The sequence below is a fragment of the Candidatus Kaiserbacteria bacterium genome, from assembly GCA_016699245.1.
Taxonomy (GTDB): Bacteria; Patescibacteriota; Minisyncoccia; order Phycocordibacterales; family UBA918; genus Damh-18.
Genome location: CP064968.1, coordinates 68,619 through 94,435, shown reverse-complemented (window position 1 = coordinate 94,435; position 25,817 = coordinate 68,619). Strand labels below are relative to the sequence as shown.

The 25,817-nt window shown below is 47.2% G+C and carries 21 protein-coding genes and 1 pseudogene; 7 read left to right on the top strand and 15 right to left on the bottom strand.

What is annotated here, in order from left to right; translation table 11 throughout:
• Positions 1-15 precede the first annotated feature (15 nt).
• Genes IPH92_00365 through IPH92_00345 form a run of 5 tightly spaced genes read left to right on the top strand, consistent with a single transcriptional unit; the run spans position 16 to position 3,477 of the window.
• Positions 16-780 (top strand): peptide chain release factor N(5)-glutamine methyltransferase, encoded by a 765-nt coding sequence (locus IPH92_00365; protein ID QQR65021.1) that lies wholly within the window; start codon positions 16-18, stop codon positions 778-780.
• A gap of 47 nt (positions 781-827) precedes the next feature.
• Positions 828-1,016 carry a hypothetical protein gene (locus tag IPH92_00360; protein ID QQR65020.1) on the top strand — a complete coding sequence of 63 codons (189 nt, stop codon included), beginning with the start codon at positions 828-830 and terminating at the stop codon, positions 1,014-1,016.
• Positions 1,013-1,564, top strand: coding sequence for a PH domain-containing protein (locus IPH92_00355; GenBank protein ID QQR65019.1), 552 nt, complete (start codon positions 1,013-1,015; stop codon positions 1,562-1,564). Before IPH92_00360 ends, IPH92_00355 begins: the two co-directional genes overlap by 4 nt.
• 48 nt (positions 1,565-1,612) lie before the next feature.
• Positions 1,613-2,890, top strand: coding sequence for a histidine--tRNA ligase (locus IPH92_00350; protein QQR65018.1), 1,278 nt, complete (start codon positions 1,613-1,615; stop codon positions 2,888-2,890).
• An 11-nt stretch (positions 2,891-2,901) separates the two neighbouring features.
• Positions 2,902-3,477 carry a ribonuclease H-like domain-containing protein gene (locus tag IPH92_00345; protein QQR65017.1) on the top strand — a complete coding sequence of 192 codons (576 nt, stop codon included), beginning with the start codon at positions 2,902-2,904 and terminating at the stop codon, positions 3,475-3,477.
• Positions 3,478-3,532: 55 nt separating this feature from the next.
• On the opposite strand, the gene IPH92_00340 is transcribed toward IPH92_00345, so the two are convergent.
• From IPH92_00340 to uppP, 3 genes are all read right to left on the bottom strand, one after another.
• On the bottom strand, positions 3,533-4,123 hold the full coding sequence (locus IPH92_00340) for a DUF2238 domain-containing protein (protein QQR65016.1): 591 nt from the start codon (positions 4,121-4,123) through the stop codon (positions 3,533-3,535).
• Positions 4,124-4,223: 100 nt separating this feature from the next.
• On the bottom strand, positions 4,224-4,514 hold the full coding sequence (locus IPH92_00335) for a hypothetical protein (GenBank protein QQR65437.1): 291 nt from the start codon (positions 4,512-4,514) through the stop codon (positions 4,224-4,226).
• A 278-nt stretch (positions 4,515-4,792) separates the two neighbouring features.
• Entirely contained in the window at positions 4,793-5,602 is an 810-nt protein-coding gene (gene uppP / locus IPH92_00330; GenBank protein QQR65015.1) for an undecaprenyl-diphosphatase UppP, read from the bottom strand.
• Positions 5,603-5,714: 112 nt separating this feature from the next.
• Between uppP and IPH92_00325 the strand changes: the two genes are divergently transcribed.
• Positions 5,715-6,488 carry a DsbA family protein gene (locus tag IPH92_00325; GenBank protein ID QQR65014.1) on the top strand — a complete coding sequence of 258 codons (774 nt, stop codon included), beginning with the start codon at positions 5,715-5,717 and terminating at the stop codon, positions 6,486-6,488.
• 4 nt (positions 6,489-6,492) lie between these two features.
• Here the strand turns inward: IPH92_00325 and IPH92_00320 are convergent, their stop codons facing one another.
• Positions 6,493-9,486, bottom strand: coding sequence for an ATP-dependent helicase (locus tag IPH92_00320; GenBank protein QQR65013.1), 2,994 nt, complete (start codon positions 9,484-9,486; stop codon positions 6,493-6,495).
• A 560-nt stretch (positions 9,487-10,046) separates the two neighbouring features.
• Between IPH92_00320 and IPH92_00315 the strand changes: the two genes are divergently transcribed.
• On the top strand, positions 10,047-10,505 hold the full coding sequence (locus IPH92_00315; protein QQR65012.1) for a CBS domain-containing protein: 459 nt from the start codon (positions 10,047-10,049) through the stop codon (positions 10,503-10,505).
• A 100-nt stretch (positions 10,506-10,605) separates the two neighbouring features.
• Here the strand turns inward: IPH92_00315 and IPH92_00310 are convergent, their stop codons facing one another.
• The 11 genes and pseudogenes from IPH92_00310 to rpsP all read right to left on the bottom strand — a co-directional run bounded on the left by IPH92_00310 (position 10,606) and on the right by rpsP (position 25,427).
• Positions 10,606-11,700, bottom strand: coding sequence for a sigma-70 family RNA polymerase sigma factor (locus IPH92_00310; GenBank protein ID QQR65436.1), 1,095 nt, complete (start codon positions 11,698-11,700; stop codon positions 10,606-10,608).
• Positions 11,701-11,786: 86 nt separating this feature from the next.
• A pseudogene (locus tag IPH92_00305) lies at positions 11,787-11,956 on the bottom strand (histone H1).
• 174 nt (positions 11,957-12,130) lie between these two features.
• Positions 12,131-13,876, bottom strand: coding sequence for a DNA primase (gene dnaG, locus IPH92_00300; GenBank protein QQR65011.1), 1,746 nt, complete (start codon positions 13,874-13,876; stop codon positions 12,131-12,133).
• A 158-nt stretch (positions 13,877-14,034) separates the two neighbouring features.
• Positions 14,035-15,411: a hypothetical protein gene (locus tag IPH92_00295; protein ID QQR65010.1), complete on the bottom strand. Its 1,377-nt coding sequence runs from the start codon at positions 15,409-15,411 to the stop codon at positions 14,035-14,037.
• A 176-nt stretch (positions 15,412-15,587) separates the two neighbouring features.
• Positions 15,588-16,022 carry a hypothetical protein gene (locus IPH92_00290; GenBank protein ID QQR65009.1) on the bottom strand — a complete coding sequence of 145 codons (435 nt, stop codon included), beginning with the start codon at positions 16,020-16,022 and terminating at the stop codon, positions 15,588-15,590.
• Positions 15,985-17,691, bottom strand: a complete 1,707-nt coding sequence (locus IPH92_00285) for a hypothetical protein (GenBank protein QQR65008.1) — start codon at positions 17,689-17,691, stop codon at positions 15,985-15,987. Before IPH92_00285 ends, IPH92_00290 begins: the two co-directional genes overlap by 38 nt.
• Positions 17,692-17,712: 21 nt before the next feature.
• Complete coding sequence (locus tag IPH92_00280) at positions 17,713-20,880, bottom strand: DNA-directed RNA polymerase subunit beta (protein QQR65435.1); 3,168 nt, start codon at positions 20,878-20,880, stop codon at positions 17,713-17,715.
• A 947-nt stretch (positions 20,881-21,827) separates the two neighbouring features.
• On the bottom strand, positions 21,828-23,009 hold the full coding sequence (locus IPH92_00275) for a hypothetical protein (GenBank protein QQR65007.1): 1,182 nt from the start codon (positions 23,007-23,009) through the stop codon (positions 21,828-21,830).
• Positions 23,010-23,145: 136 nt separating this feature from the next.
• Positions 23,146-23,820: a tRNA (guanosine(37)-N1)-methyltransferase TrmD gene (gene trmD, locus IPH92_00270; GenBank protein ID QQR65006.1), complete on the bottom strand. Its 675-nt coding sequence runs from the start codon at positions 23,818-23,820 to the stop codon at positions 23,146-23,148.
• 681 nt (positions 23,821-24,501) lie between these two features.
• The gene (locus IPH92_00265) at positions 24,502-24,867 is read right to left on the bottom strand and encodes a KH domain-containing protein (GenBank protein ID QQR65005.1); all 366 of its coding nucleotides are present in this window, start codon (positions 24,865-24,867) and stop codon (positions 24,502-24,504) included.
• A 149-nt stretch (positions 24,868-25,016) separates the two neighbouring features.
• On the bottom strand, positions 25,017-25,427 hold the full coding sequence (gene rpsP / locus IPH92_00260; protein QQR65004.1) for a 30S ribosomal protein S16: 411 nt from the start codon (positions 25,425-25,427) through the stop codon (positions 25,017-25,019).
• Between the last annotated feature and the right edge of the window lie 390 nt (positions 25,428-25,817).

The window sequence follows — 25,817 nt, the reverse complement described above, 5'->3', positions numbered from 1 at the left end:
ACGTATAGTCTCAATATGAATCAAGATGAAGAGTGGCTACTCAAGGAAAAATACCACGGTGAGAAATCCGAAGGTTTTTCCACCGACTGTATGCGTCTGAAAAATGGTGAGCCGCTTGCATATGTAATTGGCTCAGTTGCCTTTTTAGGAACCACCATTTTTCTCGACATTCCTACAACGAGACTCACAGGCGCTCGCCCTCTCATTCCCCGCACCGAAACTGAGTTTTGGGTGGAAAAAGCGATAGCAGAAATGTCAATGCAAAAAGAAAAGTCGCTCCACGTACTCGACCTCTGTGCTGGCTCAGGCTGTGTGGGCGTTGCAGTATTACATGCTCTTCCCGAGTCGCACGTTGATTTTGGAGAAATAGCCGAACACCACCATCCTACGATTTTCAAAAATCTCACCGAAAATACGCTTGACCCATCTCGCTCCTGTATCTTTGGTGGTTCGCTCTTTGATGAAATCACTGGCACGTATGATTATATTTTGAGTAACCCTCCGTATATTGATAAAAACCTCGGGCGCGTAGCGCCCGAGGTCGAAACCCATGAACCCGCTCTCGCTCTCTATGGTGGCAAGGATGGCATGATATTCATTGAAACAATTATAGTGAGTGCGCCCGAGCATCTCTCCCCTACTGGTGTACTTTATCTCGAACACGAACCCGAACAAGTGACCGCCATTCATGCATTCGCTCGTATGGCAGGCCTGACTCCTACCACGCATCCCGACCAATATGGAGTTCTTCGGTACACACGATTTACTCGCGATACGTAAATATTTGTGTCACAATACTGTCTATGACGTCACCATTCTGGCAATATATGCATTTTACAAGTGAAATGCTTTTTTTTGTTCTCATTCTTTTTTTTACAATCCACGGCATCATTCTTAGTTACCATTGGTTCACCTACGGAACGAGTAAACAGATATCTCTTATAGCACTCGCGACATACCTCACCGGAGGCGCAGTCCTCTTCTTAACGCTTTCTCTCGGCATCAACACGCTATGAAAACTGAAAAGATTCAACTCGATGATGATGAGGAAATTCTCCTCCAAGTACGGAAACACTGGTTTGTACTTTGTATGCATGTGATTAGTATAGTTGTACTTGCTATCCTCCCCCTTCCTTTTTTTGGTGTTGCAACAAGTAGTACAACCATCACAAAACTCATCCCGATAAACGATGCCTTTGTCGTCACACTCTATTGTGCATGGCTCATCATACTCTGGATGGTGCTCTTTAGTATTTGGACCAACTACTACCTCGATGTGTGGACGGTCACCAACAAGCGACTCATTGCTACCGACCAGCAGGGTTTCTTCAGGCGCACTATGTCGAGTTTTCGCCTCGAACGTATGCAAGATATCAGCGTCCGTGTCGATGGCATTCTTGCGACATTCCTCGACTACGGTACCCTCGAAATCCAGACAGCGGGTGAGGAGAACCTCTTTAAAGTAACGGGCATTCCATGCCCCGCAGATATCAAGGCGCTTATTGTTAATTCGTCTGATAATCTCATGCCACATCGCTCCCCTCAGACTCAATCCGAGGTATAAATTCTTTCTTGTGTTCAGCACAACTTTCACATACAATAAAACTACATTATGACCAATAAATTAAGCACCGAGGCCTACAAAGGTACCCGAGACTTTTATCCAGAAGACATGGCCGTGCAAAGGTACATTTTTGATACCTGGTCAAAAACTGCTGAGTCATTTGGCTTTGCACGTTACGATGCGTCTATACTTGAACCCGCAGAACTCTATCGTTCAAAAACAAGTGAAGAGATTGTTAATGAACAAACATACACCTTTATCGACCGTGGCGAGCGAGAAGTGACGCTTCGTCCAGAAATGACCCCGACGGTAGCGCGTATGATAGCCGCACGGAAGCGGGACCTTTCCTTCCCCGTGCGCTGGTATGCTATTCCTAATCTCTTTCGGTATGAACGCCCTCAGCGTGGCCGACTTCGTGAGCACTGGCAATTGAACTGCGACATGTTTGGGGTCAATGATATCGCGGCTGAGATTGAAATGATTGCACTCGCCTATCACACACTCACCGCCTTTGGTGCTACTCCTGACACATTCAAAATCCGCCTCAACGATCGTGCGCTCATGGAAGCATGGTATGCGCACATCTTCCATCTCGACGCAGACTCTATCCGTGCAGTCACCCGTATTGTCGACCGCAAACATAAAGTAAGCGCTGCGGAGTTTAAAATGATGCTCGGTGCAATCGTGCCTGACACCGACAGACTCATAGCAGGCCTCGACGCGACAACACCTGAAGCGCTTCGTGAAGAAACCACGCTCTCAAAAATAATCGACGCACTCAAAGAACTTGGTATTGCCAATGTCGTCTTTGATGCATCCCTCGCGCGCGGCTTCGATTACTACACGGGGACTATTTTTGAAGTCTTTGATACTTCCCCCGAAAATAGTCGTTCAATGCTCGGTGGTGGCCGCTACAACAATCTCACGGGGCTCTTTGGAGGTGATGCTGTTTCGGGTATTGGCTTTGGCATGGGAGACGTCGTTATGAAGGATTTCCTCCTCACCCACAAACTTCTTCCCAAAGACATCCATGTCACCGCTCCAACACTCATGGTTATTCCTACAGACTCCGCATTCAATCTTGAAAGTGAAAAAATAGCACAGACTTTCCGTGCAAGTGACATCCGCACTGCAGTCGACATCAGCGATAAAAAACTTGCTAAAAAGATTTCCGCCGCAAGCGATGGAGGTGCGCAGTATGTGCTTGTCGTTGGAAGTGATGAATGTGCATCACAGTCATTCATACTTAAACAGCTCTCCTCAAAGCAGGAGACCAAGGGCATTATTCAGGACCTGGTAACTTCTCTTACTGCGAATCATGCCTAAAATGTAATTGTATGCGATACGTCGTCTTTGACCTAGAAACTCAAAATACTTTTGCTGATGTCGAAAGTAATGACCCTAAGGACCTTTCGATATCGGTAGGGTGTGCATACGATTCACTCACGAATGAGTACACCACCGTGGCCATTGATGAGCTTCAGAAGCTCTGGCCCATTATCGAAAAGGCGGATGTACTCGTGGGATACAACAGCGACCATTTTGATATTCCTCTCCTCAATAAATATTATCCCGGTGACCTCACCAAGATGAAAAGCATCGACATCATGTCGTCGATTCGAGAATCACTTGGCAGACGCCTGAAACTCGACTCCGTAGCACAGGCAACTGTCGGCACAAAAAAGGCAGGCAACGGCCTCATGGCTATCAAGTGGTGGCGCGAAGGCGACATTGCCTCTATTAAAAAATACTGTAAACAAGATGTAAAAGTGACAAAAGAGATTTTTGAATACGCTCTCACAAATCATAAAGTCTTCTACAAAGAAGGCTCAAAAAAACTCGAAATCCCCCTCAACACCTCTAATTGGACCGCCGAAGCCGACCGCTCCACAACCTTCTCCCTCCCCTTCTAGTAATCATAAATTAAAAATGACGGACATCGGATGTCCGTCATTTTGTTTGTTATATCTATAGGTGCTTTCGCCATACATATGCGGTTGTCGCGAGGAGGGCGCCGAGGGTGTCTGCGAGCATGTCCTTTTGAGCATCCCAGATGTCGCCTTGGCTTCCGAGGTATGCAATGCCTGCTTCTGGATTAGCAACTGCTGCATATATCCACTCTATGAGTTCATAACTCATAGCCACGGTCGCAATCACAAAGATGGGATACGTAAAGAGAAGAAACTTATTGGCTACCAAGCGCTTTGTATAGAGCCACTCAGCCACTGGGTATGCATAAAAGCCCACGGAGAAGTGTGCAATACGATCAAAGTGATTACGCTCGAAATCAAAAAAATTGGTCACGTAGTCAAACGGTACAAGCGCAAAGGTCCAGTGACCGCCAATCGTATGCAGATACACGAGCACAAACATAAGTATGTATGCAACCGAAGAAAAACGAATACCTCGTGCATAGAGTATGAGTATGGCCGAGAGAACTATCCATATAGTGAGATTCTCATCAAACCAAATTGAGCGATCCACGGGGTTAAATGCGAGGATGGTAAAAAGTACTGCATAGCCCATAAGGAGCCATGAGAGTGTTTTATTTTGAAACATATCTTAAGTATACAGCACCCGACAACACAAAAAATAATTACCCACTCCCTCTGGGATAGCCATTTTTATTGCCGACTTACGATGTCGGCAATAGGATACGTTATTCCTTGGGGGTGATGTCTTTGTCTTTGGGGAGGCCCCACTGCCATTTGGGTTTTTCGCCTTTCTTGTAACAGACTGCTATGAGCACTCCTATGTAGAGCACGATGCGGAGAAGAAATGCGATTGGGGGGACGTCGGTGGAAGAGAGCGGTTGTGCAGTACGTATGGAATCAGTTACGAGTATGACGATGAAGCCGAGTATTGCCATCCACCCTTGCCACGTGACCGGCGTCCATCCCCACCCATACAACTTTCGTTTAAACCAAAGACCTTTTGGGTTATCCTTCATGTATGCACGATATTCATTTAAGATGTTCATAGTGATGTGATTAAAATACTTTTGATAATTTAGAAATGAAAGTGTTGAGTAAGTTAGAATTGCAAGATTGAGTAGAGTTCGAGGCGAAACGAAAATTACGACTGAGCCGCCTTTAATCCTTGGATCGCCTGTTTTTTCTCTGGAGGGGGGGGCTTATTGTAACGACTTACGACGTCGATTTTTCCTCCGGGGGGAGAAAAAATCGACGGACTCGACAATCATAGTCGCTTGCGCTCTTTGATTGTCGGTCACCCGAAGAAGGCTACGAAGAGGACAAAACAGGCGAGAGTAATCCGATACCAAATAAATGGCCAGAGGGAGTGATTCTTTATGAAGGTAATCATAAAGTGAATCGCACAAAGTCCAACCACAAATGCCACACCTGCACCGATACCGATGGGGACCCATTCAACCTGCGTGGAAGACGTGATAAGTTCGAGGAGTTTCTTCATACCTGAACCGAGAATAACGGGAAGGGCGAGCAGGAATGAAAAACGCGCAGCATCAGAGCGCGTCAGTCCCATGAGCATACCACCTGCGATGGTTACCCCCGAACGTGAAAAGCCAGGGATAAGCGCGAGCGATTGAAAGAGGCCTATCTTAAAGCCGGTCTTGGTATCAATTTCTCCCGTATGAAAATTATTGTCATAGACGTACTCTGCATACATAAATAAGAATGCACCCAAAATAAGTGTACCTGCGACAAGAATCGGATTACGAAAGATACTCTCCATGTATGACTCGAGAAAGATTCCCAGGATAACCGCAGGTACCGTACCGATAGCGAGCGCCTTTACAATGAGTAAATCCTTTGGATTAACGGGAAGTCGACCCAAAGCGCGAAAGACTGTTTGCACAAGGGCATAGAGTTCATCAAAAAAATACACGATGACAGCGAGTGCTGTCGCGAGCTGGAGAACTGCATCAAACGCAAGAGAATTAACTGCCTCTACATCGAGGAGTATATGCGCGAGCACCAAGTGTCCCGAGGAGGAAACAGGAATAAACTCTGTAATTCCTTGTACAAAACCAAGGAAACTGGCCGACAGAATATCCATATACCTACAGTATATCATGCGAAAAAATGACTGTGGTATACTTTTCCGTACACAGTGATTAATAATATAATCGAGCAATGCACATGAAATGTGCATTGATAATAAATTACGTATGCCAGAAGAAACCACACCACCACAACCGACACGACCACCGCAAGCCCCGCGCAACGCTCTTGGTGTACCGATAGCCATTGTGTTCTCTGCACTCCTCATAGCGGGTGCGATTGTCTATAGCGGTAATAGTAACGGAGGTAATCCAACACAAATCGGAAATGCAAAGCCAGGTACTGAGCAAGTCACGGGCAAAATGGAAGTAGCGCCTGTTACCGAGAAAGATCATATCTATGGTAATCCTAATGCGCCAATTATGATTGTCGAATACTCAGACTTTGATTGTCCATTCTGTAAAAACTTCCATGAGACTATGCAGAAAATCATGGAGACCTATGGTAAGGATGGTAAAGTAGCGTGGGTGTATCGCCAATTCCCTCTCAAGCAACTCCACCCGAATGCACCTAAAGTGGCAGCGGCATCTGAGTGTGTCGCGAGTCTTGGTGGCAATGATGCATTTTGGAAATTTGCAAACCTTCTCATTAGCGACCGCGGTGTGAACGAACCATCAAACCTAGCAAAACTTCCTGAATATGCAGTGAGCGCAGGTGTCGACAAAGCAAAATTTACGTCATGTGTTGAAGCAGGTACCTTTGATGCAAAAATCACTGCAGACGTAGAAGCAGCAATAAAAGCGGGTGCAAAGGGCACACCATACTCAGTAATGATTGTGGGCGACCAGCAGGGACCTATCGACGGTGCGCAACCATACGATGTGGTAAAGAAAATGATAGATACTATGCTCACACAACTTTCTGGGGATGTGGCAGAATAATATCTTATCGATTTCTGAGTTCTGACACTAGATGGCAATACGAAGACGTAGTTGGGTCACACGGCGCGTTTAAAAACGTGCCGTGTGCTATTTCGAGTCCCACACGGATGATTTCTGTTTTGAGTGCTTCAATTTCTTCCTCGGTGATAACATACGTTTCTTCATGAATCACTCCCTTTTCATCAGGCTCTATGAACGAGAGCGTACCCGTACGCGATGCGAGGCGTTCGTCACCCGAGAGTGCGAGGATGAGTGCGTAGAATGTGAGTTGACGCTTGTAGTCACCATTTGAATCTTTGGTAGTGCCTTCGATGTAACCACGCGTGCGTGGCTTTCCTGTCTTATAATCCACAACCCGTATGAGGATGCCATCAGTCCCAAAATCAAGACGGTCGAACATGCCCGTAAGGGGGATCTGCGGTAAATCAGTATTTCCTGTTTCAAGAACCACCTGTAATTTATACTCTTCCTTGGTCTCATGCGGGAGGGAGTCTTTTATATAATCGAGATATGAAAGAAGAACCGCAAAGCCCGCTTCATGGTGGCGAACATATTCCTCCTGGGTAATAGGAAGTTTCCCCAATTCTCGTTCGAGGTAGCCTTTTATCGTAGTAGCGTCAGGAAGTGTTCCCGTGTTGTGACGGTAGCGGAAAATACTTTCGAGCGCGCCATGAAGCGCGGTACCAAACTGTGCTGTCTCTGGCTGTACCTCAGGAATATGGAGCACGTTGCGGTAAAGATAGTCCCATGGGCTCCTCAAGTAATTATTGAGTGCGGTCGCGGAGAGACCACGTGTACGTACGGTGTGTATAAGGAGTGTCGTGTCGATAGTTTCTTTTGGCAATTGCAGTGTGATAGTGTCGCCGGGATTAAATGTGTCTTCATACTCCTGTGCACTTGGGTGAATAATAAGTGCTTCTCCAACGCCTTCAAGTAATCTCGTCGGCAATAGAGTGCGTCCTTCAATATTGGTTGCTGAAGAACTGAGGTAGAGTCCCACTTTTGCCCGCGTGAGTGCCACGTAGAGTAACTTACGCTCATCTTCGAGTGGGTCAAGCGCATCGGATTTGATGTGTTTAGCCACAGGAATTTTAAAATACTCCGCGCGTGCGCGGCCTCCCCACTTATTGTCGGTAAGGTGCGGGACGAACACGTGGAGAAATTCAAGTCCTTTTGCTTTGTGTGCCGTCATGACCTGTACCGCACTCCTTTCCGTATGAATATACGGTGCATTGAGTGCGATATTGTGAAGCACACACTGCGCAAACATTTCTTCTACATCTTTGAGCGTCAAGACCTTTCCCTGTTGTACCAAAACTTCCACTTCATCGTACAGACGACGAATAACGCGACTGCCCTCGAAAGGGTCATGCGCCACAGCATGATCGAAAAAACCACTTTCTTTGAGTATATACTCAAGAAGGCGATGTGGTGCTTCAACACCCATGCGATTGCGCGCATCGTCAAGCAATTTCACCATATGCATGACAGACTCAGTATCCTCGACTCCAATTGACTCAAGAAAATCAACATCCATCACCATACGCGCGAGGGGATTACTATAGGAACGATGCTGTGTAATACGTACAAGATCGGGCGTACGTACACCACTATAGCCGCTATGAAGCAGTTCAAAGAGTGCCCGTTCGTCGCTTGGATTTGTGATAGCGCGAAGCAGAATGCGAACGTGCGCAGTAATAGGATGCGTCAAGATATCACTGTCTGCCGATGACTCCGCCTGCACACCCTTTTTCCGAAGAAGCGTTGCTATCTCTTCGACTTCCCTATTCGTTCGCATGATAATAGCCACTTCATTTGCCGGAACATTTTCCGCAATGAGTTTCTCTACGGTATCGACTATATATGTATGTTCTACCGCCTCATGGCTAAAGTTTCGTGATTCAATATGGGCAGTTTCACCCCGTACTGCGGTAAGCGCTACGCGCAAGGCTGATGCAGGTCCCACCTCTGCAGTAATGAGTTCATGGGAGAGGTCGAGAATACCCTGCGCAGAGCGATAGTTTTCGATGAGTGCCACCGTGGTTGTGTGAGGAAACTTTTCCTCAAAGAAAAGGAAGTTTTCAAGTGACGCGCCTTGAAAACGGTAGATGGACTGTTTTTCATCTCCCACGACAAAAAGATTCGGACGCTCGTGAAATGACGCAAGGAGTTCGAGAATACGATTCTGGCTACCGTTTACATCCTGGTGCTCATCTGCGAGGACGTACTGATATTGCTCCTGGAGTGAGCGAAGCATGTCTTCATTATGCTCCAGTGCTTTTACCGTTTCAAAAATCATATCGTCGTAATCAACGAATCGTTGCTCCGCGAGGGCAGCCTCGTATGCACGATACACGAAAAGAAGTTCACGATTTTTCTGTACACCTTTTTCGCGGTCAATGTACTCGCTTCGTATTTTGCCTTTATGTGCACCTTTTTCATGAAACTGTGGTGTTGCATTGAGCACTACCTCTTGTTCATCAATAATATGTGCGAATGCATCAGGAGTGATATATTCTCGCTTCATGAGTGAAAGCGCATTCATGATAGGTGCAATATAAAATTGCGGATTGCCTCGTGGTCGCAAGAGTGCAATATTCGACCCACTCAGAATAGACTCAATGAGAGTGATTTTTTCAAGATCGGCAATCGGGCGTCCACCGACCGCCCGTTCATAGGCGTCGGGGAACGCACGAATAAGTCCTCCCGCAAATTCGTGAAAGGTGTGAATAGGCACGCGGTAGGCGGGCGCTCCTATATACGAGGCGAGACGCTCACGCATCGCACGAGCGCCTGACTCGGTAAAAGTAAGTGCCAAAATACTTTCTGGAGACGCGTCCGTCATGCGCAAAATATTTGCAATACGCAAGGTAAGAATCTGCGTCTTTCCGGTACCAGGACCTGCAATCACCATCACAGGACCCTCGATAGTATCCACAGCTTTTTTTTGTGCAGAATTGAGTCTGTTGTACGCCTCCAAAAATAATGATTCATTCATACAAATCTATTATACAGGGTTCTTCACAAGAACTCATTTCAACACCCTCACCCGTACCTTACTGTATATGTAACACCTGTTACATATACGGTAAGTATCAAAAAATCACAAAGAAGCCCTAGATCCACCAAAGGTGGGCTTCTTTCCTAGTCCGTCGCGGAAAGCGACATTAAACTTGTATCGGCGGAGGTGAGGAGTGACTAAATGTCACTCGCAGAGGTTGATGTAAACACAACCTACCGAAGAAGACTCTTCTGCTAGCAAAGAAGCCTGGTCCCACCTCTGGTGGGCTTCTTTACTAGTCCGTCGCGCCTAGCGACATTAAACTTGTTGGGGGATCTTCTGCTAAAGCCCCCGCTTGGTTGTCCAGAAAGCCGTCGGGTGGCTGAATACATAAAAATAGACGAGCTTCGCACCCTGGTTCCACCCTCAAGTTTGTCGCGCTCAGCGACATAAAAAATAGCATCGGCGGAGGCCGATACCTTCGCTAGCAAAGAAGCCTGGTCCCACCTCTGGTGGGCTTCTTTACTTTCCAAAACATAGGAGTATCATTTATGTATATGGAGATACGCGATATTACAAAAGAAGCGGTTCTCATCCCCGAAGATGGCACCTTTAAAGATGCAATCGCACTCATGATGAAAGAACAAACCAATTCTCTATTGGTAGTCGGTGATGATGGCGTTCTAACGGGAGAGGTGAACGTATCTGACCTTCTCGATGCTATCATTCCTACCCATCTCGATGGTGATAAGGTGTTTACCCAACTCGGCACGGAAGAACTTTTTGAATTAGCAGTTAGAGATGCTGAGGATAAGGAAGTGCGAGAATTCATGAGTGTGGATTTTCAATCAGTCCGAGTCGATGATTCTCTCATTACCATCGCGGGCACGGCAATTGCACATCAAACTGCACATATTCCTATCGTCGACCACGACGACCGCCCTATTGGCGTTATCTCACGCCGAGGACTTAAGCATATACTTGCGAAGTACCTCGGTATTCGTGATAATGCGTAAACTAAACCCAAAAAAATACTTAATTAGAAAATTCAGTCTGCGACACTACTAAGAAAACCACTGATCTTTTTGAGCATCAGTGGTTTTCTTTTTCATGTCATTAATAACTCTTTAGCCTTCTCGCTTTATCGTGTTGGCGAATCTTTTCGAGCGCTTTTGCTTCAATTTGGCGAATACGTTCACGGGTTACACCAAACTCCTTTCCCACTTCTTCGAGTGTGTGATAGGTGCCATCGAGGAGTCCATGACGCATCTCAAGAATCTTTCGTTCCTTGTCAGAGAGTGATGCAAGAATTTCCTGCATCTGGTCCGCAAGAATGCGGTGCGCTACTTCCTGGTCAGGAGAAATGATTTTATCATCCGCAATAAAGTCGGAGAGTCGTGAGCGGTCGTCGTCATCACCAATAGGAAGTTCGAGCGAGATAGTGTCCTGGCTGATTTTTTCAATTTGGTAGATTTTCTCTACTTCTACATCCATCTCAGTAGCAATCTCCTCTGCCATGGGGTCACGGCCAAGGTCTTGTGCAAGACGACGCGCCACTTGCTTGTACTTCGCCATGGTTTCTACCATGTGTACGGGAATACGAATCGTTCGTGATTGGTCTGCGAGCGCGCGAGTAATCGCCTGACGAATCCACCAGGTAGCGTACGTCGAAAACTTAAAGCCCTTGGTGAAGTCAAACTTATCTACCGCTTTGAAGAGGCCGAGATTTCCTTCCTGAATAAGGTCAAGGAGCGTGAGATCAGGACTTCGCCCAACATACTTCTTTGCAATAGAGACCACAAGACGAAGGTTTGCTCGGGCAAGAAGATTTCGTGCTTCAGAATCACCATCCACGATTCGCTTAGCAAGCACGCGCTCTTCGTGTGCGGTCAGAAGTGGGTACTGACCAATTTCACGCAAGTACATCTGAATAGAATCGTACGCATTGTCGTTGCGCTTGTATACATTCTTCCTATCCGTGAGGAGGTCGCCACCGGTCTCGTCGCCGAGCATGCCACCGCCGCCGATTACATCGATGCTTGCAGTCGCAAGACGCTCATAGAGTGTCTCAAGAAAATCTACATCACGCTCAATGGTCGGAAACTCTTTGAGAATCTCATCATAGGTGACGTAACCACGGCCGCGACCAATGGTAAGGAGTCCTTCTGCCTTATGCTCTTGAAGTAATTCGGTCTTTGAAAGTTTCTTCACCACCACTTTCTTTGCAGGTGCTTTTTTTGGAGCAACAGCTCTCACCACCTTCTTAGGAGGTGCTTTTTTTAGTACTACTTTCTTGATTACTTTCTTTGGAACAACTTTTTCTTTGGTGCTGGTGCTTTTTTGACTACTTTTTTAGCAGGTGCTTTTTTGAAGCAACCTTCTTTTTTGTAGGTGACTTAATAATCGCCTTTTTTGCAGGCGACTTTTTTGCTACTTTTTTCTTTTGTACTACAGCCTTTTTTGCCATTATGCGGGCAATTATACCCTAAAACACAGAAAAGTCCACAGTATCGCAGGGAAAACGCAGTGAGCATAATATTATTGTTTCTATAACGATATGCTATTGTATATGTTCCGCTTGCAGAGTGGTATGTTGTTTCCCCAGTCATATTGGACGCTAAAGCGCCCCTCCTTGGGGCCTTTATTCTTTATCAATTTTAACCGGTGCCTGCAGGAGTTTCTCTGCCTTCTTCATTTCAGTCAGAATCTCAATTTCTTTGACATCGTCCACACCTGCCTCAAGTAATCCTAGTTGCTTACGGAGTGCGCCAAGGTGGTCACGCGCCATAGTGTGGGTATAGTGTGTAAGTACGTCAGACACCTCTTCAAGAAAGTACTTTTCACGGAGCCCTTCAAGATGCTCTTCGAGAGTAAAAATCTCTGCTTGAATGAGGGGTGTGACCTCCGCTTCCTTGAATGCACTAAACGCCTCGGGGCTCAGAATTGTTTCCATATGAGCAGCAATACGCTCCCCTATCCATGAACGTTCCTCGACACATACATGCATAAGTGCACAAATATGATTATAGAGTCCTGTTTGGCGATTGGTGGTTAGCACTTCCTTACGGAGAACTGGAGAAGCATCGTGTGTACTCGGAGCCTTGGGCGCATTCTTATGGAGTGCTTCAAGTCGCTCTACTTCGTAGTGCACACCTTCTTTTGTAGCACCAATCTGTTCGGCAATGACACCTTCAAAATGCTCTCTATCAATACGATTCTCCATAGTAACGAGAAGGGGTAAAATTTCCTCTCGAACGCGGAGTTTATACGTACGCTCATCTTTCATACCTTCTTTGAGTACCCCAAGGAGAAATTCGACGACATGCACCGCATGCCCCACAAAGTGTTTAAAATCGACGGGGTTTGCCTTGATGATATCTGCAGGATCCTTCCCTCCTTCCATGCGCGCCACTTTTACATCCATACCCCGCGAAAGCATCATGCCTGCAATACGCTTTACCGCCGTCACGCCCGCTCTATCAGCATCAAGTGCAAGCACAATGCGTGTTGAAAGACGCTCGAGGAGTGAGAGGTGGTGTGGAGTAAAGGCTGTCCCTGAGACAGCTACTGCATTCGTGTACCCTGCCTGATGGGAAAGGACGAGGTCAAACTGTCCTTCCACGAGAAGCGAAAAATCATAGTGCCGAATCCCCTGCTTTGCCTTATCATACCCATAGAGGATGTCAGACTTAACAAAGAGTTCTGTCTCGGGTGAATTAACGTATTTTGGTGTACCTTCTTCCTTTTTCATAGTCCTTCCTGAAAATGCCACGACGCGCCCTGAGGTATCAAAAATCGGGAACATGATGCGATCACGAAAGACATCGTATGGCTCTTTCCCTTGGTCAGTTTTTTTAATGAGACCAGCAGCCAACATCTGTGCATCGGTATAGCCTTTCACACTTAAGTGTGTGCGGAGTGAACGCCATTCGTCTTTGGCGTAGCCAATGCGCCACGCATGCATAGTCTGCATGGTAACCCCACGCTCAAGGATATACGCATCAACGAGAGGCGCGCTCTCACGTGTTTTAAAAAAGTATTGTGTCGCCTCTTCGAGAAGTGCATATTGTATTTCACGCGCATCACGTTTTTTAGGGTCCTCAGGGACAAGTTCTACATGTGCCTTCTCGGCAAGAATCTTTAACGCACCTTTAAAATCAACCCCCTCCATTTCTTGTACAAAGGTAAACATGTCACCCCCCTTCTGTGAGGAAAAACAGTAATACATCCCCCGGTCAGGCGAGACGTAAAATGAAGGGGTTTTTTCATTCGTAAAGGGTGACTTGGCCTTATAGTTTTTTCCCGCGTTTTTGAGCTCTACATACGAGCCCACCACCTCCACAATGGTAAGGCGTTCTTTTATTTGTTCAACTGCCGTGCGTGACATAGTGTGGGTATTATACCCGATGTTCACCCGCACAAATAATTTGACATCAAATAATATTCGTGTTTGTACAGGGTAACCCTGTGTTTTTGAGAAATATCAAAAAAATAGCAAGGCGCCGCCTTGCTATTTTTTATGTTCTATTTTCTATTATCTATTGATCACGCACCCTCCTCGTCGAGGTGGAATTGTTTAATCGCTTCGTACTTGTTACTACCGACAAATCCTGTTCCGGCAGGAATAAGACGTCCGATGATAACATTTTCCATGAGTCCCGTGAGTTTATCTTCACTTCCGCGTACGGCTGCGTTGATGAGTACTCGGGTCGTATTTTGGAATGACGCTGCTGAGAGGAAACTCTTTCGTGAGAGCGAGGTCTCGGTGATACCGAGGATAAGGCGGTCTGCCTTTGCAACCTCCTTCCCTTCTGCCTTGAGTTTTTCATTGACCTCTACAAAGTTCCATTCCTCAGTAATATCACCAATAGTGAAATGACTTTCGCCCACGAGGGTAATCTTCACACGACTCATCATCTGCTTCACAATGAGTTCAATGTGCTTGCGCGCAATGGTCACACCCTGAAGTTCGTAAATCTTATTGGTCTCATTGATGATGTATTCCTGTGTCGGTACTTGTCCTGCGTACTTGAAGAGATCAGGAAGATGTACTGAGCCGTCAGTAAGGAGTTGCCCTTGCTTAACAGAATCACCTTCTCGTACCATAACCACACGACGGAAGTGCACACCATACTCAATAGAGTCATTCTTCTTTGTCGCATACTTCGAGCCAAGTGTTGGTGCAACGGTGATGATTTTCTCCTTTCCTTCAGTACGAATACTCGTCACAATACCGTCGGTCTTTGAAATAACTGCAGGAACCTTTGGTGAACGCTTTTCAAACACTTCTTCCACACGAGGAAGACCCTGAGTCACGTCTCCACCGACTGACGCAGCACCTCCTGCGTGCTTGGTATTCATCGTAAGCTGTGTTCCTGGCTCTCCAATAGCTTGTGCAGCCACAGTTCCTACTGCCTCTCCAATATCCACCAGTTTGTTCGTCGTGAGGTCGATACCATAACACTGCTGACACACACCATGAAGTGTCTTACACGTCATCGGTGAGCGTACCTCGACAGACGTAATGTCTGACTTCTCCACAACCATTGAGTCAGTACGTGAAAGGAGATGCCCTTTCTTGAAGAGTACTTCGCCAGTAGTCGTTATCGCGTCCAAGGCGAGGATGCGTCCACGAATCGCTTTGCTAAATGCAATCTCAATTCCTGATGAAGAGACGCGACCAATAGTGACACCGTCCTTAGTCTTGCAGTCTGGCTCAGTCACAATAGCATCCTGTGCTACCACGAAGAGACGACGGGTGAGGTATCCAGCCTTTGCTGTCTGGAGCGCGGTATCGGCAAGTCCCTTACGTGAACCGTGCGTGGTAATGAAGTATTCAATTGGGCTCATTCCCTCCTTCATGGAAGAGGTAATTGGGAACTCGAGTGTTTCTCCTCGTGTGTTGATGATGAGACCCTTCATACCAGCCATCATGGCAATCTGTCCCCATAGAACCGCGGGCGCCAGACTTCCACATGTCGTATACCGAACCATTCACATCAAGTGTCTCAGGTAATGTGCCTTCAATCTCGGTCTTCGTGCGGTGCCAGATTTCAATAATCATGCGGCGTCGTTCATCGCGAGAGATGAGACCCTCGTTAAAGAACGCGAGTACCTTTGCTTCTTCGCCTCGCGCTTTCTCGATGATTGCTTTCTTTTGCTTTGGCACGACCACATCGTCGATACCCCATGTGGTACCAGACTTTTGTTGCGTACTCAAATCCAAATCGCTTCATGCGGTCAACAATCTTTGGTACTGCGCCAATACCATCTACATCGATAATCTCAATGATGATGTTAAAGAGTGTGCGCTGCGTGATGACATCATTAATGTAATCGTGGTCACTTGGGAGCACTGAGTTAAAGAGAAGGCGTCCAACTGAAGTCTCAAATACCTCGCCCTTATACTGTGCATACTTCTCGGTATCAGTCGCAAGCACTTTCACCTTTGCACGAAGGTCAATAACCCCAAAGTCATAGGCAATAATCGCTGCGTTAGGGGAAGCAAAGAATTTGCCCTCGCCAGTTTGCACCTTCGATAATCTTGGTCATCCAGAATGCACCGAGTGCCATATCGAGAAGTTTTTCTGATACGACAGGGTCTGCACTTCCTGGCTTCAAGATGTTCTTGTTTGCAGAGATGATTTCCCGTGCCTCAAACTGTGCTTCTTCACCGAGCGGTACGTGTACCGCCATCTGGTCACCGTCGAAGTCGGCGTTGAACGCGCGACACACGAGCGGGTGCACCTGAATAGCATTACCTTCAATAAGTACAGGGCGGAATGCCTGAATACCCTGACGGTGGAGTGTTGGTGCGCGGTTGAGAAGTACGTGTCGATCTTTAATCACATTTTCGAGAATCGCCCACACTTCAGGTACGCCATCTTCAATCAAGCGTCCTGCACCACGAATGTTGTATGCGAGTTCTTGCTTCAAAAGCTGTGCAATAACGAATGGGCGGAAGAGTTCAAGTGCCATGTGCTTGGGGAGACCACACTGGTCGAGTGAGAGGTCTGGACCAATCACAATCACGGAACGTCCCGAGTAGTCTACTCGTTTTCCGAGAAGGTTCTGGCGGAAGTAGCCTTGCTTACTTTTCAAGTAATCTGAAAGTGACTTGAGTGGACGTCGCTGTGCCTGACTCATTGCAGAGTATGCGGTGTTGCCGTGACGAATAGAGTTGTCGATAAGTGCATCGACTGCCTCCTGAAGGATACGCTTCTCGTTACGGAGAATCACATCCGGAGCCATGATGTCGATGAGTTTCTTGAGACGATTGTTTCGGTTGATGACACGGCGGTAGAGGTCGTTGAGGTCTGAAGATGCATGACGTCCACCCTCAAGCGCCACCATAGGGCGAAGTGCTGGTGGAATCACGGGGATACGCATAAGGAACATCCACTCAGGACGTACCTCTGCATGAATCATTCCCTTAATGAGCGAAAGACGCTTGTCGAGCTTCGTACGCTCTGCAGCACCGGCGGTCTCACGCGCCTTTTCGAGTTGGTCGCGAAGGAGTACGAGGTCGAGTTTCTTGAAAATGTCGTAAATCGCCTCCGCACCAATTCGTGCGTCAAAGAGTGTTGAGTACTTCATTGAGTACTTGTGGTAGTGCATCTCATCGAGAATAGAACCAACGGTGATTGATTCAATTTCGTGCTTGATGTCACTCATGCGACCTTGGAGGTCTTCACGAGCAGTGTCTGAAGTGAGTTCCTTGTACTTTGTTTTAAACTCAGTGTCGAGTTCTTTCAAAATACGATTCTTCTCATCCTGACTTACCTTGGTGACGATATATCCCGCAAAGTACACCACCTTCTCGATTGATGCCGCTGAGGTACCGAGAATAAGTGCAATACGGCTCGGGACGCCACGGAGGAACCAAATGTGTGACACCGGTACGCAGAGGTCGATGTGACCCATACGCTCACGACGTACGATAGAGCGAGTGATTTCTACACCACACTTCTCACAGGTGATACCTTTGTAGCGTATACCACGATACTTCTTACACGCACATTCGTAGTCTTCCACGGGTCCGAAGATTCTCTCGTCAAAGAGACCGTGCTTCTCGGGGCGCTGGGTGCGGTAGTTGATGGTCTCGGGCTTGGTGACCTCACCCTTTGACCACTCGAGAATACGCTCTGGTGATGCGAGTTTGAGCGAAATTTCGCTGAATTGCTGGGGAGCTTGTGTTTTCATATGATGATTAAAAACTACGAATTAATAAGCGCGGTCGCTCGGCTCCTTTCGTAAATCGATGTCGAGTGAAAGGCCACGTAACTGATTGACGAGCACATTGAATGCTGCCGGTGTGTGTGGATGACTAATCTTTTCGCCACGGACGATGGCGTCGAATGCGGCAGAACGTCCCACAATATCGTCTGACTTAATCGTGAGCATCTCGCGGAGCGTATACGCTGCTCCATAGCCGAGAAGTGCCCATACTTCCATTTCTCCAAATCGCTGACCTCCCACCTGTGCTTTTCCGCCGAGTGGCTGCTGGGTGATGAGTGAGTAGGGGCCAATTGAGCGCATGTGGATCTTGTCTTCTACCATGTGGTGCAGTTTCAAGATGTACATGTAGCCCACAGAAATACGCTGTGCAAAGGTGTCACCGGTGCGACCATCACGGAGCCACAGTTTTCCATCTGAAGGGAATCCAGCGGCAACGAGTTCGGTCTTTACATGATCTTCAGTCGCTCCTGCAAATGGAGGCACAATAGCCTGGTAGCCGAGCGTATTCGCCGCCATACCGAGGTGCAGTTCGAGAATCTGTCCGAGGTTCATACGTGAAGGTACGCCGAGTGGTGTGAGAATCACATCAACAGGCTTGCCGTCTTCAGTGTATGGCATATCTTCCTCAGGAAGAATACGTGAGATAACACCCTTGTTACCGTGACGTCCTGCGAGTTTATCTCCGACGGATACATTACGTACCTGCGCGACGGTGATATGAATACGCTTGATAACACCGCTTTCGAGTTGGTCACCATTTTCACGGGTGAAGATTTTCACGCCAATAATGCGACCACGCTTTCCTGCTTCAAGGCGAAGGGAAGTATCTTTCACATCTTTTGCTTTTTCTCCAAAGATTGAACGGAGGAGGCGTTCCTCAGGAGTAAGTTGTGTCTCGCCCTTTGGCGTCACCTTACCCACGAGAATGTCTCCAGGGCGCACTTCTGCACCAACACGAATGATTCCTTCTTCATCAAGATTGCGGAGTTTCAATTCACTCACATTTGGAATATCTGGCGTGGTGACCTCAGGGCCAAGTTTTGTGTCACGCACGGAGACTTCGAGTTCATCGAGGTGAATGGTTGAGAACTTACTATCCTTTACAACACGTTCAGAAATAATGATGGCATCCTCGTAGTTGGCACCTGACCAACTCATAAAGGCGACGAGCATGTTTTGTCCGAGTGCCATTTGGCCCGTGTCAGTCGATGAAGTATTTGCGAGTACGTCGCCACGCTTTACCTTATCTCCTACTGAGACGGATGCGATGTGGTAGAAGGCAGAGAAGTCGTTGGTGCGCTGGAACGTCGTCAGTGTGTATTCCTTCTTCTTGCCATCTTTATTCTTTACGACGACGTGACGAGCGTCTACTTCCACTACTTCACCTGCTTCGAGGGCGGTAATCATACGGCCCGTATCACGTGCAGAGAGTTCCTCGACACCGGTGGCGACGAGTGGTGCTTCCTGAATGATGCAGGGAGTTGCCTGCTTCTGCATGTTACTACCCATGAGTGCGCGGTTGGCGTCATCGTGATTGATGAATGGAATCATTGAAGTCGCTACTGAGAAGGCTTGATTGGTAGCGATGTCGACAAACTCAATATTCTTTTTTGGCACAATGACTGGCTCGCCCTTAAAACGCGCTTCGACGATATCGGGCTTTATCTTCCCTGCATCATCAACTTCAATAGCAGCGTGTGCAATGTGGTAGCGCTCTTCTTCGTGAGCGTTTAGGTAGATAATTTCATCGGTCACCACACCTTTCTCTACCTTTGCGTATGGAGTCTCAATAATACCGAAACGATTGACGCGTGCGTACATCGCAAGACGAAGAATAAGACCAATGTTTGGACCTTCTGGTGTGTGAATAGGACAGAGGCGGCCATAGTGTGAGGTGTGTACGTCACGTACCTCAAAGCCTGCACGCTCACGGGTGAGTCCACCGGGACCGAGTGCGGAAAGCGTACGGAGTCCTTCAAGTTCTGCAAGCATGTTTTGCTGTTGCATAAACTGTGAAAGTTGGTTTGTGGTGAAAAACTCCTTAATCGCTGCTTGGAGTGGTCGGGGATTGATGAGTGACATCGGGAGCGATGTTTCTGCCTCAATCGTCGACATGCGGTCTTGTATGTTGCGCTTCACGCGAGTCATACCCACACGAATACGCTGTTGGAGCATCTCTCCAAAGTAACGTACACGGCGGAATCCGAGATGGTCGATGTCATCGGCAATAGCACCGGGGGTGTGATTTTGCTCAATGATGTTTTTGATGATAGTCACCAAGTCTTCTACAGACACAATGCGCTGTGCATCTGCCTTTGCATCTGTGGAAAGTCCGAAACGCTCGTTGAAGTGATGGCGACCAATTTCTGAAAGGTCGTAGCGAGTGGTGCTAAAGATGGAGTTAATAAACTCCTTTGCGTTGTCGACTGTGGCAAGGTCACCGTCACGAAGGCGACGGTAGATTTCGATGTATGAATCATCAGCCTGCTTTGCTGGATCCTTTGCAAGGGTACGGGTGATGTACTCATCAGCATGAGCAATACCCTTAAAGAGCTTGAGCATGTCTTTGTCGCTCGTCACACCAAGTACACGGAAAAGGGATGAAATAGGGAACTTGCGCTTGCGGTCTATTTTTACATAAATCACCCCATCAGCCTCAGACTCAATCTCTACCCACGCACCGCGAGCAGGAATGATTTTTGCACCAAAGAAGGTACGGCCCTTTGATTCATTTGTGGTAAAGAAAATACCGTATGAACGGGCGAGTTGTGGCACGATAACGCGCTCAACACCATTGATGATGAAGGTACCATTTTCGGTCATCACCGGAATGTCGGCGAGAAAAATCTCTTGCTCCTTCTCACCACCAAAGGTCTTGTTGTTGAGCGCAACGAGTGCGCGGAGTGGTGCCTCGTACGTGAGTTTGTTTTCACGTGCGTGCTCGGGAGTGGTCTTTGGCTGACCCAATTCATACTTTTTGAAAATGAGGTCGAATTTCTTATCAGAATAGTCACTGATAGGTGAAAACTCCTTAAAGACTTCCTTGAGTCCTACCTCAATGAAGTTGGTGTATGACAATCGTTGTGGTTCAACGAGGTCAGGCAGTGACACACGTGCGTCACGAAAATTTTGGAATCGCTTCTTTGGAAGCATTCCCACTGAGGCTCCTCCGTGCTGTGGTGCGTTAGACATACGTATACGTGTTATGTATAAAAGCAAAAACGGCATAACAACAAAATAACCGCACCCAAAGTGCGTTGTTCTAATGTCGTTTTTACTGTGCGAGTAATGTGTACATCACGTGGTCGTGATTACGGAACTTAGGTTCCCTGGTGCTCTTTCATATACAGCGCTGTATATGACCCCCCTCCAAACATCGCACATCCATGACTCATCCGAGATCTATTGCGTGCCGGAATAATACCAGACCCGCTCAAAAAGGTCAACAGTTACCTGTGGATTTTGGTATTCCCCACTCTTTTGGGAATGTCGGTGTCAAAACTCTTTTTCGGCACCACTTTATATCTGCACGCATAAGCCCCGAAAAACAAATCCTTTGGATTTTATTTTCGGGGCTTTGCTCCGCTCGGCCTGTGTGGCCTTGCGCGAGGCACCTAATTTTTAAGGAGCCGAACGGCGACTATAAAAATGGATGTACTCTCTGTGGTGCATATCTAAAGTGGTACCTCAACGAGTTTTGCTCTAAGCTTACAAAGTGAACAAATTCGTTGAGGCACAACTTTTGCAGGGCCTCGCGGACGTGAGAAAGTCTGGGAGACTTTCGCAAGAGGTTGTCGATATTTTGAGTTTACGAAAAATATCATACAACCTGAACAGCGACTGTAAGTCGCTCAGGGGAGGAGCGGAGCAAAGGCCTGGAAACTAAAAGCATTGCTTTTAGTTTTCATGCCTTATGCGTGCCCTGCAAAAGTTCGTGCCGAGAAAGGATTTGTGGTTCTTGTTGTGGTATCGAATAAGAGTTTTGAGGTACTCGAGATTGACTCACTAAACATCACTTCCTGAGCATCATACTCACGAGAAATATCCTGAGACATTTCCTTTACCGAAGGTCAAGCGAGTGTATCATCTGTAGAAATACATTAATAATTCCAATTAGTAGGTGCACCGGTTGTTCCTGTTGGCATGGGGTACGCGTCACCAATTCGAGCATCCATTGTATCGCAATTGAGGCCCGCTGTATGTTCAGACCATTGTTCGCTGTTACCATAATAGTATGAATTGCCATTTGCTTTCTCTGATTGGAGTGCAAATGTAGCACAAAGTTCAAACTCACCCACTCGCTCAGTGCCTCGAATAGTACTTGGTGTCACAATACGGTATGTGTATGCTGTGCCTGTTTCTGGGTCGGTCATCGATGCATTGCAATAATAATCGCGTGAATTTTTAAGATCATCAAGTGTTGCGGGAAGTACTTCATAAGTAATCGCATAGGAAGAAACACAATTTACAAGATTAGTGAGGTCGCTTGCACGGGTCACATCAAACGTCCGATTTCGCTCTGTCTTCGGAGAACCGCCCGCGAAGAAACCGAGAACAATCGCCACAGTCACTAGACCTGTTGTGAACATACCGAGGGACTTAAAGATTGAACGAGGTATATCTAACTGATACTGGACTTTCTTTCGTTCCAGATAATAGAACGCAAATATCATTCCTGCAATAACAAGGATAGTGAGTGCTTTCAAGAAGAAACGTGCTGATGCTTCTCCCTGCAACATCTTGTATACGACAGTAATAAGATCTCCGACTACCGTGACCGCAGCAACGAGTAACACGAGGTATGTAAGCCACTTGGTGAGTTTTGATTCAGAACGTCCTTCATCTTCTCTGAATTTCTTAAACCAGATGTGCATGGCGAAAAAGTAGAGCGGGTACGCAATGAGGAGTGCGGCAATTGCATAGTGAATAACATCGGTCTGCCAAGAAGAATCATACCAATAATGGACGGTGGCATCGAGTGGGTCTTTTATGAACTTATTGATGACTTGGTAGAAAAGCGTTCCAAGAGATGTGGCGGTGATACCGAGAAGAATGAAAGAGAAAAAATTGACCACCACATCAACCGTCGAAGATTTCTTCGTAAATATTTGACGATTACCTTCAGTGGGAACTGGTGTACCGAATACGACAAGCGCTGATTTGTATGCATGCGCACTTTCCTCTTCAGACCAACCGACGGCAAGCAGTTCTTCTTGCACTTCTGCCTTTGTAACACCGGCTCGTATACGGTTCGCAACATACTCCACTAGTGCATTGTCCATATCTAATAGTTATAGAGTTAATACAGTAAGTATAGTACGGAAAGGCAAATCATCAATGACGAGGTGGAGACAGACTACTGTGCATACCGTATCACCCCACACCAAACCCCGCAGCCCTTGAAGTGTTTTATCAAATTTAATTACTTTTTTTTCTCTCCTGTATCACCTTGTGATCCCCCGAGAGAAAGACCGGTGGGACTTTGTATTCTTTTTTCTTGTATGTGAGGATCTCGGGGCGGGTGTACATTTCCCCACTTGAGATACGTTCTTCTTCGAGAGATTCAAAGGTACCAAGGACTCCGGGGACTTGGCGGGCAATGGAGTCAATGATAGCGAGTGCGGGAAGTTCTCCTCCGGTGAGCACATAATCACCCACAGAGACTTCCTCTGCATTCAGTATCTGAAGGACACGCGAATCAATACCTTCGTACCTGCCTGAGATAAGTACGAGGTGCTCATACTTCCCTGCAAGTTTCTTTGCCATTGCGGTATCAAACTTCGCACCGCGGGGTGACATGATGAGTGTCTTCACTTTCCCCTTATCCTTTTTTCGCCCCACTGCCTTTTCCCACGCTTTGAGTATGGGCTCTGCGTACATCACCATTCCTGGGCCCCCGCCATAAGGACGGTCATCCACTTTGTGGTGCTTATCGGTCGTGTACTCACGAGGATTATAGTACGTCACCTCGATTTTCTTTCCACGATGCTTCGCACCTTTTCCCTTCTCCGTCTTTTGCGCACGACCAAGAATAGACGAATCGGTATATGCCTCGCAGATTTCGGGAAATAAGGTTATGACGTGAAAATGCATGATGATGACTAGTGGTTAAGGGCTCTTTTTTTCTAAAGATTTGCCCCCGCCCCCCCCCCGCAAGGGGAAGGAAAAGGGGGTGTTCCCCCCCCCCGGGCCCCCCCCCTTCCCGGCTGTTTTTTTTGGTCGGGGCTCTTTTCCACACAACTTTTAACCGGAAACCAACCAGAGAGGGTTTTTTTTCCTTTTTTTTTGGGGAACCCCCCCCCCCCCCCCCCCAGTCCCCCCCTTGGGGGGGGTTTTCTCCCCCCCCCCCCCCCCCCCCCCCCCCCCCCCCCCCTATTTTTTTTTTTACTTTTGTCCCCCCCCCCCCCCCCCCCCCCCCCCCCCCCCCCCCCCCCCTTTTTTGGGGGGGGGGGGGGGCGAAAAAAAAATTTTTCCTCCCCCCCAATAAAAAGAAATGGTTATTCCCGTATAATCAATACCCTTAATCATACAAATAGTCTTACACAACTCCCCCATTTAAACAAACGAATAACCGCGCGACGAAGATTTACAGAAGTGAACCTATTGTCTTGTTGCGAACATCTGCAGGCATCGAGCCGGTCAAATCAAAAACGTCAGACGGATGTCTGACGTTTTTGATTTGTCGCTGCCGAAGCCGTAAGAAAATTCCGCTGGGAATTTTCTGGTCGCAACAAGACAATAGGTGAACGAGTTTAGATACTCAGGGTCAAGTTGCTAGATGCGTAAGCCATCTATGGCTTCATCCAAAGATTTTGGAGCGGCTGGTGCATCATCGGCACCACCGTCAATAGCGCCCATATCAGCAGCAACTGCTGAAGGGACTGAGCGTGTACCACCTTCTGGTTCATTAATCTTGAGATTAACACGCGCATCATTCTTCATACCCACAACACGAAGGAGTGTGCGGATTGCCTTTGCGGTGTTTCCTGAACGTCCAATAATCTTTCCCATATCCTCTGCGTGTACATCCAAGGTAAGCAATACGCCCATCTCGTCAACGGTTCGATTAATCTTTACGGTTTCTGGGTGGTCGACAAGTGCCTTTACCACTTGTTCGAGAAATTGCTGATCTAACTCCATACTATGTGAATTGAGAACTTATTCTGTTAAGCGTCCATCTACGTTCATTATCAGGAACGTACTATAGAGAATGGTAGCAGGTAGAGGCTATACGTCAATACGCGCACATGAGGAGAATTCTCATGTGCGCGTATTGTGTGGTTTGAGTATTATGCAGCGACTGTCTCTTCTGCGGGAGTTTGTGCTACTTCTACAGGTGCTTCTGCGGCCTCCTTGGCTGCTTTTTCTGCGGCTTCCTTAGCGGCTTTTGCCTCTGCTTCTGCTTTCAATTTTGCTTCGTCAATGATTGGAGATTTTCGTGAGAGTGCATTCCTCTTCTTTCCTTCAATAATCTTTTCTGAAATGAGGAAGTTGTACACAGTATCTGAAGGCTGTACGCCATGACTAAGCCAATGCTTTGCCTTTGCGGCATCAATTTGAAAACGTCCGAGGAGTGGGTCGTACGAACCAATGAAATCAACATGACGCCCGCGTGAAGGGGCATTTCGAGAGTCAGTAACAACAACACGATATGAAGGGTTATTCTTGCGACCAATTCGTTGTAAACGCATCTTTAACATAGTGGGGTGAACAATACCAGAATGAGTACTAAAGGTCAACCCCGAGTATGAGCCACTTAAACCCCAATATTGCCGACATCGTAAGTCGGCAATATTAATCGTCCTCAATCTACAATTTTGATTGCCGACTTACGATGTCGGCAGTTTTATAGAAAAAAGGCCAGCTTCCCTTTTGGGGGTCGCTGGCCTTTGTACGAAGGGGAGGAACGGTTTAGCCTTAGATGCACAAGAGTCGATAACGCGTGAAAAGGCAGTTTTCTTGCGGACCGCAATTCCGGCAATTAGTATCTGTCTTACATTCGAAATATAGCACCCATGGATGTATGCCTAGATCACCTTCAACCGAAAAAATCGGCGGTTTGCATACTGGTTGTTCCAATACAAATGTCC

Excerpts from the sequence above, each read along its gene's own strand:
- IPH92_00365 (QQR65021.1), top strand. The coding sequence starts at position 16 with ATGAATCAAGATGAAGAGTGGCTACTCAAGGAAAAATACCACGGTGAG.
- IPH92_00360 (QQR65020.1), top strand. The coding sequence starts at position 828 with ATGCATTTTACAAGTGAAATGCTTTTTTTTGTTCTCATTCTTTTTTTT.
- IPH92_00355 (QQR65019.1), top strand. The coding sequence starts at position 1,013 with ATGAAAACTGAAAAGATTCAACTCGATGATGATGAGGAAATTCTCCTC.
- IPH92_00350 (QQR65018.1), top strand. The coding sequence starts at position 1,613 with ATGACCAATAAATTAAGCACCGAGGCCTACAAAGGTACCCGAGACTTT.
- IPH92_00345 (QQR65017.1), top strand. The coding sequence starts at position 2,902 with ATGCGATACGTCGTCTTTGACCTAGAAACTCAAAATACTTTTGCTGAT.
- IPH92_00340 (QQR65016.1), bottom strand. The coding sequence starts at position 4,123 with ATGTTTCAAAATAAAACACTCTCATGGCTCCTTATGGGCTATGCAGTA.
- IPH92_00335 (QQR65437.1), bottom strand. The coding sequence starts at position 4,514 with ATGAAGGATAACCCAAAAGGTCTTTGGTTTAAACGAAAGTTGTATGGG.
- uppP (QQR65015.1), bottom strand. The coding sequence starts at position 5,602 with ATGGATATTCTGTCGGCCAGTTTCCTTGGTTTTGTACAAGGAATTACA.
- IPH92_00325 (QQR65014.1), top strand. The coding sequence starts at position 5,715 with ATGCCAGAAGAAACCACACCACCACAACCGACACGACCACCGCAAGCC.
- IPH92_00320 (QQR65013.1), bottom strand. The coding sequence starts at position 9,486 with ATGAATGAATCATTATTTTTGGAGGCGTACAACAGACTCAATTCTGCA.
- IPH92_00315 (QQR65012.1), top strand. The coding sequence starts at position 10,047 with ATGGAGATACGCGATATTACAAAAGAAGCGGTTCTCATCCCCGAAGAT.
- dnaG (QQR65011.1), bottom strand. The coding sequence starts at position 13,876 with ATGTCACGCACGGCAGTTGAACAAATAAAAGAACGCCTTACCATTGTG.
- IPH92_00295 (QQR65010.1), bottom strand. The coding sequence starts at position 15,411 with ATGAAGGGTCTCATCATCAACACACGAGGAGAAACACTCGAGTTCCCA.
- IPH92_00285 (QQR65008.1), bottom strand. The coding sequence starts at position 17,691 with ATGAAAACACAAGCTCCCCAGCAATTCAGCGAAATTTCGCTCAAACTC.
- IPH92_00280 (QQR65435.1), bottom strand. The coding sequence starts at position 20,880 with ATGCTTCCAAAGAAGCGATTCCAAAATTTTCGTGACGCACGTGTGTCA.
- IPH92_00275 (QQR65007.1), bottom strand. The coding sequence starts at position 23,009 with ATGGACAATGCACTAGTGGAGTATGTTGCGAACCGTATACGAGCCGGT.
- trmD (QQR65006.1), bottom strand. The coding sequence starts at position 23,820 with ATGCATTTTCACGTCATAACCTTATTTCCCGAAATCTGCGAGGCATAT.
- IPH92_00265 (QQR65005.1), bottom strand. The coding sequence starts at position 24,867 with ATGGAGTTAGATCAGCAATTTCTCGAACAAGTGGTAAAGGCACTTGTC.
- rpsP (QQR65004.1), bottom strand. The coding sequence starts at position 25,427 with ATGTTAAAGATGCGTTTACAACGAATTGGTCGCAAGAATAACCCTTCA.